This window comes from Klebsiella electrica (assembly GCF_006711645.1).
In the GTDB taxonomy this organism is placed as follows: domain Bacteria; phylum Pseudomonadota; class Gammaproteobacteria; order Enterobacterales; family Enterobacteriaceae; genus Klebsiella; species Klebsiella electrica.
The window spans coordinates 1,706,603-1,719,075 of record NZ_CP041247.1 but is presented as its reverse complement, the minus strand read 5'-3'; the positions used below and the strand labels follow the sequence as shown (position 1 = coordinate 1,719,075).

Genomic DNA, 12,473 nt, shown 5'->3' with positions numbered 1-12,473 from the left:
CGCGCCCCCACACCTTCCGGGGTTAAGGGCAATTTGGGTTCTCTTTGCACGTTACACAATTCGTCTGTGTTATTCAAAGAACTGACTGATTTTCGCCTTCAGAATATCAATCGCGATGCGGTTTTTACCGCCGCGAGGCACAATAATGTCGGCATACTGCTTGGAAGGGTCAATAAACTGCAGGAACATCGGACGAACCGTTTTCTGATATTGCGCCATCACCGAATCCATCGAGCGCCCGCGTTCATTCACATCGCGCTTGATGCGGCGCATCAGGCAGATATCCAGCGGCGTATCAACAAAGATAGAGAAGTTCAGCTCATTGCGCAGGCGAACATCGGTCAGCAGTAAAATCCCTTCGAGGATGATCACTTTTTTGGGTTCGATATGGATAGTTTCCGGCATACGCGTATGTTCAACGTAGCTGTAGACCGGTAATTCAATCGGCTGGCCGCTTTTCAACATCTGCAAATGCTGAAGCAGTAAACTGTGATCCATCGAGCTGGGATGGTCATAGTTCGTTTTAACACGCTCTTCCATCGACAAATGACTTTGATCTTTGTAGTAGCTGTCTTCCGGAATAACGCCAATATGTTCATCACCAACCTGTTCACGCAATTCGCGATACAGCGTGCTGGCGATAAGACTTTTTCCCGAAGCCGATGCGCCGGCGATACCAATAATGACGCACTGATGAGACGTATCAGTCATAACTTTTTTGCGACCTGATTAACCTGGATGTATATACACATAACCCTTCGAGCTGCCCCCGCGTGACCCGGCTTGCCGCCTCGCCCCTGTGGGGTTTGTTCAAAACGCTAACAGTTTTGAGACGCATCTCGAATAATTTCATGTATTGGAAGGGTGACGTTTGACCGTCAAACGCGGCAATTATAGGGATTTCAGCGCGTCGATACCAGTGATATGCGCCCCGCATGGCTATTCCTCAGTCGGCGCCCATCCTTCGCTATACCAGATATGCAACAGCGCATAAGAACGCCACGGCTGCCAGCGGCTGGCGTAACGCGCAATACGCGCCGGAGTCATACCGCTGAACCGCTGCTTAATCAGGTAATCATCCGCCAGAAAAATGTCCTTCGCCTGCCAGCCGCGCAGGGCAAAATAGCTGGCGGTCCAGCGGCCGATACCGGGCAGCGTTTGCAGCTGTTTGATCGCCGCCTCAATGTCGTCCGGCGCCTCCAGCGGCAACTGACCATCAACCGCCGCCTGCGCCAGATAGATAAGGGCCTCAGCGCGTTGCCGCGACATGCCCACGGCTTTAAGCGCTAACGGATCCGCTTGCGCCAGAGTGTGCGGTTGCGGAAAGAGTCTGTATTCCGGCGCCTCCGCCAGCGGTTCGCCGTAAGCCGCCGCCACTTTTGCCGTCAGCTTCGCCGCCATCGCCACGCTGACCAGCTGCCCCAGTATCGCGCGCACCCCTTGCTCAAAGGCATCCAGCGATCCCGGCAGGCGCAGCCCCGGACGCGCGCTGGCCAGCGCGCCCAGCGTCCGGGCCACCTGATGCGGGTCGCAGGCTAAATCAAACAGGCGCGCCACCCGGGCGTGGCATGCAGCGGCCACCGGCAGCAGGCCCTCAGATAAGGTCACGCGTAATCCCTGCGCCGCCAGATCGGGCTCAACCGTGATCAGGCCGCGATGGCCCGCCAGGGAAAAACTGCGGGTGTAACGCTCCTCGCTGAACGTTTCAATACCTGCCACCGCACGGGCGCGTAGAAAACCGAATATCCATTGCGGGTCGTAGGGGGAGTGCCAGGGTAACAGCGTCATCATTTCTCCTTCTTTAATTGCCTCAATGATAGACCCTCCACGCCCGGGCTACCTTGCTTTTAAATTCCTGTTGTCGCCGTGGCGGCAATCCGCTAAAGTCGCCCCCCTTCTTCACTGGCATGGGGATTTTTCAGGTCATGTTTATTGGTTTTGACTACGGCACCGCCAACTGCTCGGTTGCCGTAATGCGCGATAATCTTCCGCACTTGTTAACGCTGGAAAACGGCAGCAAGCTGCTGCCGTCAATGCTGTCGGCGCCGACCCGCGAAGCGGTCAGCGAATGGCTCTATCGCCATCATGACGTGCCGACCAACGGCGATGAAAACCAGGCGTTGCTGCGTCGCGCCATCAACTATAACCGCGATGAAGACATCGACGTCCTCGACAACAGCGTCCAGTTTGGTCTGGCCTCGCTGCATCAATATGTCGACGATCCGCAAGAAGTGTACTTCGTTAAATCCCCGAAATCGTTCCTCGGCGCCAGCGGCCTGAAGCCGCAGCAGGTCGCGCTGTTTGAAGATCTGGTGTGCGCCATGATGCTGCATATTAAGCAGCAGGCGCAGACGCAGTTGCCGGAAACCATTGACCAGGCGGTGATTGGCCGACCGATCAACTTCCAGGGGCTCGGCGGCGATGACGCCAACGCCCAGGCGCAGGGGATCCTTGAGCGCGCGGCGAAGCGCGCCGGTTTCCGCGACGTTGTTTTCCAGTTTGAGCCGGTTGCCGCCGGGCTGGATTTCGAAGCAACGCTCAAAGAAGAACAACGCGTGCTGGTCGTCGATATCGGCGGCGGCACCACCGACTGTTCGCTGCTGCTGATGGGGCCGCAGTGGCGGCAGAAAGCCGATCGCCAGCAAAGTTTACTCGGCCACAGCGGCTGTCGCGTCGGCGGGAACGATCTCGACATCGCCCTGGCGTTTAAATGCCTGATGCCGCTGCTGGGGATGGGCGGCGAAACGGAAAAAGGGATCGCCTTACCGGTGCTGCCGTGGTGGAACGCCGTCGCTATCAACGATGTACCGGCGCAAACCGATTTCTACAGCAGCGCCAACGGTCGCTTGCTCAATGATCTCCTGCGCAATGCCCGCGACGGCGATAAAGTCGCGCTGCTGCTGAAAGTCTGGCGCCAGCGCCTGAGCTACCGCCTGGTGCGCAGTGCCGAGGAGAGTAAAATCGCCCTCTCCGCGCAGGAGCAGGTGACCACCGGACTGCCGTTTATCGGCAATGAACTGGCCGCGGCTATCAGCCAGCAAGGGCTGGAAGCCGCGCTGAATCAGCCGCTGACGCGTATTATGGAGCAGGTTCAGCTGGCGCTGGACAACAGCCGCGAAACGCCGGATGTGATCTACCTGACCGGGGGGAGCGCCCGTTCTCCGCTGATTAAGAAAGCGCTGGCGGCTCACCTGCCGGGTATCCCGATCGCCGGCGGCGATGATTTTGGCTCCGTCACCGCCGGTCTGGCCCGCTGGGCGCAGGTCGTCTTTCGTTGATTGATGCCGGGGGCGGCGTCCCCCGGCAGGCTGCTCAGCCGTCGCTCTCCGCGAAACGCCCGGATCTCCGCCGTCCTTTGCTATAATGGCGCTTTCACACTAAAAGGGTGCCCGAATGGAACGGCTGGATTGCGATCGGATGTTTGTCGCGGTAATGGAAACGGGCAGTTTTACGCTCGCCGCACAGCGCTGCGGTACGAGCCACGGCCAAGCCTCAAAACTCATCTCCCGTCTCGAAAGCGACCTTGGCGTACACCTGCTCAGACGCAGTACCCGCTCGCTGACGCCAACCGATGTTGGCCTCGCCTATTATGAGCGTATCCGCCAGCTATTGATTGATTTCGATGAGCTCAACGACTCGGTTCGCAACATCTCCAACGCCCCTGCCGGGCAGCTGCGTATCTCCGCCCCCGTCACCTTTGGCACCACGCAGCTGGCCCCTCACCTGGTGACCTTTGCCCGCCACTATCCGGATATTGAACTGGATGTCAGTTTTTCCGACCGGCTGGTGAACGTTGTCGATGAGGGTTTCGATCTGGCCCTGCGGATCGGGAATTTAACCGACAGCACCCTGTTCGCCCGTCGCCTTTGCCCCGTGCGCAGCGTGGTGATTGCCTCGCCGGAATACCTGGCCCAGCGGGGCGAACCGCAAAGCTGGGAAGCGCTTAGCCAGCACGATTTGATTGTCGATACTAACTTTCGCGATCCCTGGCACTGGCCGTTTCTCGATCAGCAGCAACAGCTGCATTCCCAGCCGGTGCGCGGAAAGATGAAATTTTCCAATGCCGAAATTTGCCTTGCCGCCGCCTGCGCCGGGCTCGGGATCGCGCGCTTGCCGTTTTTTATTGCCCGCAAAGCGCTGGATGAGCGCCAGGTTGTGCCGGTGCTGGCCGCTTATGAAGCGCCGCCGCTGGCGCTGTTCGCCGTGTTTCCGCCCGCGCGCTATCTGGCGCATAAATCACGGGTGGTGATCGATTTTCTGGTGGATATCTTTTCCGCCGCGCAAGAACGGGTGAAGTATTAAGCCTTATTATTTCCAATATAGAAATAAACATGCGCGTTTTAACGGGATAATCCACAAAAAAGAAATAGTGTACAGTCCTTCAGTCAACTGAAAATGAGGACTCCACCATGTTCGATCAACGCACCACCCCTTATGCTGCCCTGGTCATGCGCCTTGCGCTCGGTATTCTTTTCCTCGCGCATTTTAGTCTCAAGTTTTTCGCCTTCACCCCCGCCGGAACCGCCAGGTTTTTCGTCTCGCTCGGTCTTCCCGGCTGGCTGGCCTATATCACCATGGCCGTTGAATTCTTCGGCGCCATCGCCCTGATTCTGGGAATTTATACCCGTATCGTCGCCGTGGTGCTGATCCCCATTTTATTGGGCGCGATTTTCACCGTTCACGGCCCGGCAGGCTTCTTCTTTACCAACCCCAACGGCGGCTGGGAATTCCCGGCATTGTGGATTGTCGGCCTGCTCGTCCTGGCGCTGACCGGGGATGGTAAATATGCTTTAAAACCAACGTCGGCAAAACGTTAACGAGGTCGCTATGCTCATCGATGGAAAATGGACCGCCGACTGGCACCCGGTACAGGCAACGGATAGTCGGGGCGGTTTCGTGCGTCAGACCTCCAGTTTTCGCCACTGGGTCACGCCGGATGGCGCCCCCGGCATCACCGGTAACGGCGGGTTTGTCGCTGAACCCGACCGGTATCATCTGTACGTCGCGCTGATTTGCCCGTGGGCCTCCCGCACACTGATTGCCCGTAAACTCAAAGGGCTGGAGGCGGTGGTCAGCGTATCGGTCGTCGAACCCTGGCTGCTGAATGAAGGCTGGCATTTTGGCGACTACCCCGGCGCTAACCGCGATACGCTGAATAACGCCGAATGGGTTCATCAGCTGTATACCCTGGCCGATCCCCACTTTACCGGGCGCGCCACGGTCCCGGTGCTGTGGGATAAACACACCGGGACCATCGTCAACAACGAGTCTGCCGATATCGTACGGATGTTGAACAGCGGCTTTGGCGAACTGGCCCGTCACGATATCGATCTGTACCCGCAGGCGCTGCGCGAAGAGATTGACAGGCTCAATGCCGAAATTTATCCGCAGCTCAACAACGGCGTCTATCGCGCCGGGTTTGCCACGACCCAGGAGAGCTATCAGGACGCCGTAAGCGATGTCTTCTCAATGCTCGATAGGCTGGAGCAGCGCCTCGCCACCCGCAGCTACCTGTGCGGCGAGGCGTTGACCGAGGCGGATATTCGCCTGTTCGTGACCCTGATTCGTTTCGATGCCGCCTACCACGGCCTGTTTAAATGTAATCTCCGTCCCCTGACGGCCTACCACAATATTGACCGCTATGTACGCGATCTGCTGGCAGTTCCGGGTATTCGTGAAACGGTCAGTCTCGATCATATTAAGCAGGGCTATTATTCCATTAAAGCGCTGAACCCCAACGGTATTGTACCGGCAGGGCCAGACCTGAGCCGCTACGGACTTTAAGCGAGTCGCAATGAACAAGACACTGATTATTTTGCTCCACGGCGTCGGTAGCCGCGGCGAAGATTTACAAGGGCTGGGCCATTTCTGGCGTCAGAATCTACCGGAGGTGATGGTCGCCACGCCTGACGGCCCTGACGCGTTTGATATGGGGCCGGGTTATCAATGGTTCAGCGTCAACGGCATCAGCGAAGCGTCGCGCGCCGAACGTATCGCCAGCGCGCGCGGCGCCTTCAACCGCACCCTTGAAGAGGTGATGGATAAACATCATATTTCCCCTGACGAAGATCGGCTGATCCTCGCGGGCTTCTCTCAGGGGGCGATTATGTCGTTGGATGCGCTGGTCAGCGGACATCTGCCGCTCGCCGCGGTCATCTCCTTTTCCGGACGCCTTGCCTCTCCGCAGCCCTGGCAGCCGGTTTATGGCACGCCCGCGCTGCTGGTCCACGGCAGCAACGATCCGGTCATCAGTCAGACCGAGAGCGTAAACGCCGCGCACAAACTCGCTGCCCTCGGCGTGGATGTCGATACCTACTTTGAACCCGGCGTCGGTCACACCATCACCACGAATGGCGCCATGAAAGCGGCGCACTTTTTAACCCCGCTGCTTCAGGCTGAATAATATTCATCGCGTTAAATACACGTCAGCCGACATTCATCGCTAAAAAGTCCTGCACCTGTTTTTCACGACATAGCGTGCAGAACTTTTTTAATCCGCCAGACCCGCCCGCTATCACAAAATCGAACTATCACAAAATCGTATCCTCCGGTTCACCACGCTGTGGTATACCGATGCCGCCACCGCTATTCGGTTTGTTGCCTTTAGCGGCGCAGGTCTGGCCAGTATCGCGCATAACAGATAAGGCTGGAATAATCTCGCGCACGTCAGCAAAATGCCTCACCGTCCGGACCTAAGAATTTTCCTAGAATCAGGGAAGATTGGCGATGCGGGTTGTAAACGCGCTGACTATTTAAATCGAACTCATATCGTAAGAGATGCCACAAGGGGGCGTGATTGAATCACGTGTGCGCTGTTATTCATTCTGCTCGGGCGGCGGGCTGGCTCCGCGCCACTTTTCGGCTGTGTTGCGGCCTGTTTATTTTCTTCCAGATGTCCGGGCCGCTTCATGCCCAGGTGCGCCAGTTTGGCATTGATATTCCCGTCCATGGGTATGCCGACGCCACCGGCAAGATGACGGTAGATGAATTTATCGCTTTGCCCGCGAGCGCGCTGACTACCGCGCAACGCATTCCCTCATTTGGCTACTCGTCAAAAGTTTACTGGCTCAAAGCTTCGTTACCGGCGGCGTACTTCAGCGGGGAGCAGCGCTGGCTTCAGCTCGGCCCCTCCTTTATCGATCATTTCAGCGTTTTCTACCGCCCTTCAGCGCAAGGCGGCCATGGATTAAAAAAGAGTTTGGCGACCGTTCATCGGCCAGGGAGAGCGATCTTGACTATCGTGAAAGCGTCCTGATTTTGCCGCCGCCCCCGGCGGCGACAGGCTACGACGTGGTGTTCCGCATTCAGAGTAGCAGCACCCTGCTGCTGCTGAGCACACTCTCTTCGCCGCAGGAGTTTCTCCAGTCCGCGACCCGGGATACCGCATTCTGGAGCTTTTACTTTGGCCTGGCGGTGATCGCCAGCGGCGTCGCTCTGTGGCTCGCCGTTTTATTGCGCCGCCGTTTACTGTGGGGGATCTGCCTGTTTTCCCTCAACTATCCGCTGGTGGCCGCTCTGCACGGCTACCCGGAGTGGTTTTTCGGCAACGCCGTTCTCCGGATCCAGGACGCGATGATCAGCTACCTGTCGCTGCTCAGTTACGCTACAGCGCTGTGGCTGCATAGCGAGGTGTTTGATCTTAAGAACAATATGCCGCGCTTACAGCGGATACTCGTCGCGGCTATCGGTTTGAATATGCTCCTCCTCGCCAGCATTCCACTGGACTTTTACGGACTGGCTATGCAAATTGAGGCGGGGATCTTCTTTGTCGCCGCCCCCGTGCTGCTGGTGACCTCATGGGCGCTCTGGCGACGAAAAGCCATTGACTGGAATACATTCCTGTTGGGGCTGCTCCCGCCGGCGTATGTTGTTGCCACCGCGCTGGCACTGTTATCGATCCATGGCATCATTCCCTTTCACAACGCGATTTACTCCATCTGGCAGTACGCGCTGATTGTACATATCATCGCCGTGCTGATTATTGCAGTCCTGCGCGTACGGGCCGAAAACCGCAGGCTGGTGCAAAAACAACAGCTGACGCGCGAACTGCGGATCGAGCGCGAAGCAAGCTTTCATCAACGTCAGTTTATGGGCATGGTGGCACATGAATTCCGAACGCCGCTCTCGGTTATCCAGGCCGCGCTGGAGAACCTGCGTCTGTGCTCCCCGGAACCGGCGCAACGGCCGCGCCTGGAGCGCATGCAACGCGCCACCACACGCCTGGTTCAGTTAACCGATAATTGTCTGGCCGATGCCCGGCTCTCCTCCAGTGCGCTGCATGTGGATAAACAAAACGCCGATCTGCTCTCGGTTATCCGCATGGCGGCCACCGTCGTTGAACTCTCGGCCAATCATTATCTGACTATCACGCTGGACGGGCACAGGGTCGACTCGACGACCCGTTCGCCGCCGCTGTTTGCCGACAGCGCACTGCTATGCATTGCGCTGGCCAACCTCCTGGACAATGCGGTGAAGTACACGCCGTCCGGCGAGATTGCGATCGCCATTCGCCCGCAGGCGGAGCGCTGCGAAATCGGCATTCGTGACCACGGGCCCGGGATTGCCCTTGATCATGTTGACCAGATTTTTGAGCGTTACCGGCGCGGCGTCGTCTGTACCGCGACGCCGGTTGGCACCGGTCTTGGGCTGTATGTCGCCCGACAAATCATCCAGGCTCACGGCGGTGAGCTTTGGCTGGCAGTAAACGGTCCGACGGGATGCGAATTTACGCTCACGCTTCCCCAGGATGCCCCACCACAGCAAAAGGGTAAATCATGACATTACGCGTCGCCATCATCGAAGATAGCGCCGATCTCCTTGATGAACTGCTGGCCTTCCTGCGCTTTCGCGGCTTCAGCGCATGGGGCGTACACAGCGCGGAAGCGTTCTGGCGGCAGCTGCATCGCGATCCGGTAGACATTGTGCTGGTTGATATTGGCTTGCCCGGCGAAGACGGCTTCAGCGTTCTGGAGTATCTGCATGAGATTGGCGAGTACGGGCTGATCGTCATGACGGCCAGAGGGCATGAGCAGGATAAGCTGCAGGCGTTCAATCTTGGCGCAGACTTCTATCTCATCAAGCCGGTGAATTTTTCCGTTCTGGCGGAGACCATTGATTCGCTGGGCGCCCGGCTTGTGCAGCAAACCCCCGCCCCCCCTGTCGCGGCCCCCGTCGACGAGAAGGCCGCCTCTTCATCCTGGGTACTGCAGCCGGAAAGCCTGTTGGCGCCGTCCGGCATCGCGCTGCCGCTGACCCAGCAAGAGCACCGGCTGATAGCGCGCTTAATGCGTAACCCCAGCGAAGTCTGTCGCAAGGTCGATCTGCACGCCTATCTTTTCCCCGATGAAGATGAGGCGGAACTGCACCGCATTGACGTGGTGATCAGCCGGCTGCGCAACAAAGCGAGGCTACACGGTATGACCTTGCCCATCCGGGCCATTTTTGGCAAAGGTCTGGCGTTTATTCCCTGAGGGTCCTCACCGCCGTCATACGACCGGCGAGAGGCATTCTCCGCCAGCTCGATCATCCATACGTTATTTACTTTGCTATTGTTGTTAATTTTTCTCATTTTTTGAGAGAAATGAGAGAAATGAGACTGACAGTACATTAAGAATTTTCTTACATTGACCTTATACCGCAACGGTAGCGCCCAAAATTAGCCATGCGACGAGAGGGGAACCGCGCCCGCCCTTTCGTACTAGCCATCTTGCGGACAGGCCGGGTTTCACTCTGCCAGGGTTGGGTTCCAGGCGGCGATGTCGCGCGAAAATTTTACGCGGCAGACGCCGCGACGACAGCAGCAGCTTCACGCGGAATAACAGAATAATAATATTGGCGTTCGCGCTGATGCATATTTATCACAGCACAAAACTCAGTTAAGGATGATCCATTATGGCTTTGCAAACGTGGCTGGCTTTATTGCTATGCCTGTTTTTCTTCGGCATCTCCGTTTATAGCTTTATTTCTTACATAAAAGACAGAAGAAAACAGAAAATCCCCTTCGCCGACCGAAAAATGCGAAGGAAATAATCATGGCAGAGCTTCTGCCCCTCCCGTCGTGTTGATGAAAGGCCATTTTCCGTTCATCAAATACGATATTCCCGATTCACGGCAATTGCCGTAAACGCCAGAAAGGTTACTCGCAGCATGGTATTATGTTGATGCCGCCGGAAAGTCACGCCATGAGAAAAATAAGCATCGCGATTATCAGCCGAAACACCTTCCTCAAGGCGTCGCTAATGGCAATTGTCAACGATCTCACCCGGACCCGCGACGACCTGACCATCAGGTTTAGCGGTCACTCAAGCGAATTGTCCGCTGCGGACATTATCATCGCTGAGATTCTCCCGGGTGAGATTCATCTCTGTAATACCAGTATTAAAAACCGTAAACAAAACAGTTCGGTCATCATTTTGCATAGTTATGATGAGCTGCCGGAAAAGACGCGGATCGTCAATTGCCTGAAAGACGTTACCTTCGTTCCGGTCAAAGCGGTCAATATTGACAGCATGCGTGAAATTATTGCCAGGGCGCTAAAGAAGAATGAACAGCCGGAATCAAAACGGGCGGTCGATTCAGCATCAATATGCGCCAACTGCCCGCACAAAAGCCTGTCGCCTTCGCAGGTCGTCGTTGCCCATGGTCTGATGAATGGTTTTGATATTGGTAAAATTTCCGCACTGCACCAGATTAGCCCGAAGACCGTTATTTATCATAAGAACCAGATCATGGAAAAATATGGACTGAATAATCATCATGACTTCTTTCAGTTCATTAGCGTGTTAAAAGAGCGCGGATAAGATCAATCAGCGTGATACGGGACAGGATTAAAAACAGTGAAAATTCGGAATTCGCCGGGTTGCCCGGGTTATCCGTTCTGAAAACAATCTTATAAGCGGGAAATAACTTCTCATGCCGCGCAATTAACCGGTAAAATTATCCCACACCCGGGTATAAAGATACTGCCGCGTATTTTTGTACCATGAAAATAAGACGTTAATCGCGGGTGATATTCTTTCGTCACATTGCCCCTTGCGTGCCTGTTGGGGGCTTCTTTTTCCGCAACCGGCGGAAAATACGCCCCCCGCGAAGAGGGCGTTGAGCTATCAGGCCTGCGCCTGCTGAGGCTCCGCTTCCGGCTCCTCTTCCTCTAACAGCCCTTCGTTTTTCGACAGCATCGCCGTAGCAATGCCATTGCCCAGCACATTGATCGCCGAACGGCCCATATCAAGGAAATGGTCGATGCCCATCAGCAACAAAATCCCGGCGACGGGAATATTGAAACTCGGGATCGTGGCGGCAAGTACCACCAGCGCGGAACGGGGAACCCCGGCAATCCCTTTTGAAGCCAGCATCAACGTCAGCATCATGACGGTAATTTCGCTAAAACTCAGCTGGATATTATAAGCCTGGGCAATAAACATTGAGGCGAACGAGCAGTAGACCATCGACCCCACCAGGTTAAAGGAGTAGCCAATGGGCAGCACGAAGGAGACGATGTTGCGCGAGCAGCCAAAGCTGACCAGCCGCTCCAGCGTCTTCGGATACGCCGCTTCCGAGCTGCTGGTGGTAAAGGCCACCAGCACCGGATCTTTGAGCATATTGAGCAGGCGGAAAACCTCTTTTTTCAGCACCATATAGCCCACCGCCAGCAGCGCCGCGCTGGTAAGCAGCACCGCCACATAGTAGCCGCCGATAAAGGAGGCATAGTTAAGCAGAATGCCCATCCCCTGTGAGGCGATAACCGACGAGATCGCGGCAAAAATCGCTAACGGCGCCACGTACATCACATATCCGGTGACCTTGAGCATGATATGCGAGACGACATTCAGCGCAGCGACCAGCGGCGCGTTGAATTTTTCCCCCAACGAGGCCCCGGCAATGCCGAAGAACATCGAGAACACCACGATTTGCAGAATTTCGTTGTTCGCCATCGCCTCGGTAATGCTGGTCGGGATGGTGTGAGACAGGAATCCTTTCAAGCTCATTCCGCTGACCGCGAGGCCGGTATCAACCGACTCTTTCGGAATCGCCAGGTTTAAGCCCGCGCCGGGATGTTCAATGGTCACAATCACCAGCCCGACCAGAATAGAGAGGATCGACGAGGTGATGAACCACACCATCGCCTTGCCGCCTACTCGTCCGATAGTCGCGGTTTCTCCCAGACGCATAATCCCCACCGTCAGCGTACTGAAGACTAATGGCGCAATCACCATCTTAATCAGTCGTAAGAACATGTCGGTAAAGAGCGTGATATTTTCTGCCCATGCGGTAATCGTGCCCGGAGAGGCATACGCATGGATCACTGCGCCGGAAAGGATCCCCAACAGCATGAAAATAACGATAAACAGCGTAAGTTTGTTTGCACTTGCCACAAAAAAGAACCCCTGATTTATTTAATGTATTGATTTTAATGCACATATGTTTTTTTTATACGAGTGCATTAAACATTCACCACATAAATTGAATAAAAG

11 protein-coding genes and 1 pseudogene are annotated in these 12,473 nt (G+C 55.9%); 9 read left to right on the top strand and 3 right to left on the bottom strand.

Annotated elements, in window-relative coordinates:
- Positions 1 to 69 precede the first annotated feature (69 nt).
- Both udk and alkA read right to left on the bottom strand, forming a co-directional pair.
- Positions 70 to 711 carry a uridine kinase gene (gene udk, locus Electrica_RS08205; RefSeq protein WP_100685222.1) on the bottom strand — a complete coding sequence of 214 codons (642 nt, stop codon included), beginning with the start codon at positions 709 to 711 and terminating at the stop codon, positions 70 to 72.
- A 228-nt stretch (positions 712 to 939) separates the two neighbouring features.
- On the bottom strand, positions 940 to 1,788 hold the full coding sequence (gene alkA, locus Electrica_RS08200; protein WP_142255857.1) for a DNA-3-methyladenine glycosylase 2: 849 nt from the start codon (positions 1,786 to 1,788) through the stop codon (positions 940 to 942).
- A 137-nt stretch (positions 1,789 to 1,925) separates the two neighbouring features.
- Between alkA and yegD the strand changes: the two genes are divergently transcribed.
- The 9 genes and pseudogenes from yegD (at position 1,926) to Electrica_RS08155 (ending at position 10,799) form a co-directional block, all read left to right on the top strand.
- Positions 1,926 to 3,278 (top strand): molecular chaperone, encoded by a 1,353-nt coding sequence (yegD, locus tag Electrica_RS08195; protein WP_141964239.1) that lies wholly within the window; start codon positions 1,926 to 1,928, stop codon positions 3,276 to 3,278.
- Positions 3,279 to 3,393: 115 nt separating this feature from the next.
- Positions 3,394 to 4,302, top strand: a complete 909-nt coding sequence (locus Electrica_RS08190) for a LysR family transcriptional regulator (protein WP_141964238.1) — start codon at positions 3,394 to 3,396, stop codon at positions 4,300 to 4,302.
- Positions 4,303 to 4,409: 107 nt separating this feature from the next.
- The gene (locus Electrica_RS08185; protein ID WP_100685226.1) at positions 4,410 to 4,817 is read left to right on the top strand and encodes a DoxX family protein; all 408 of its coding nucleotides are present in this window, start codon (positions 4,410 to 4,412) and stop codon (positions 4,815 to 4,817) included.
- Positions 4,818 to 4,827: 10 nt separating this feature from the next.
- Positions 4,828 to 5,784 carry a glutathione S-transferase family protein gene (locus Electrica_RS08180; protein ID WP_141964237.1) on the top strand — a complete coding sequence of 319 codons (957 nt, stop codon included), beginning with the start codon at positions 4,828 to 4,830 and terminating at the stop codon, positions 5,782 to 5,784.
- 10 nt (positions 5,785 to 5,794) lie between these two features.
- Positions 5,795 to 6,403, top strand: coding sequence for an alpha/beta hydrolase (locus Electrica_RS08175; RefSeq protein ID WP_131048109.1), 609 nt, complete (start codon positions 5,795 to 5,797; stop codon positions 6,401 to 6,403).
- A gap of 489 nt (positions 6,404 to 6,892) precedes the next feature.
- A pseudogene (locus Electrica_RS08170) lies at positions 6,893 to 8,778 on the top strand (sensor histidine kinase).
- Positions 8,775 to 9,470, top strand: a complete 696-nt coding sequence (locus Electrica_RS08165; protein ID WP_141964236.1) for a response regulator transcription factor — start codon at positions 8,775 to 8,777, stop codon at positions 9,468 to 9,470. The pseudogene Electrica_RS08170 and the gene Electrica_RS08165 overlap by 4 nt, the downstream one beginning before the upstream one ends.
- Positions 9,471 to 9,891: 421 nt before the next feature.
- Positions 9,892 to 10,029, top strand: a complete 138-nt coding sequence (locus tag Electrica_RS08160) for a small membrane protein (RefSeq protein WP_141964235.1) — start codon at positions 9,892 to 9,894, stop codon at positions 10,027 to 10,029.
- 152 nt (positions 10,030 to 10,181) lie between these two features.
- On the top strand, positions 10,182 to 10,799 hold the full coding sequence (locus Electrica_RS08155; RefSeq protein WP_141964234.1) for a helix-turn-helix transcriptional regulator: 618 nt from the start codon (positions 10,182 to 10,184) through the stop codon (positions 10,797 to 10,799).
- 306 nt (positions 10,800 to 11,105) lie between these two features.
- On the opposite strand, the gene Electrica_RS08150 is transcribed toward Electrica_RS08155, so the two are convergent.
- Positions 11,106 to 12,332, bottom strand: coding sequence for a dicarboxylate/amino acid:cation symporter (locus Electrica_RS08150; RefSeq protein ID WP_202395346.1), 1,227 nt, complete (start codon positions 12,330 to 12,332; stop codon positions 11,106 to 11,108).
- Between the last annotated feature and the right edge of the window lie 141 nt (positions 12,333 to 12,473).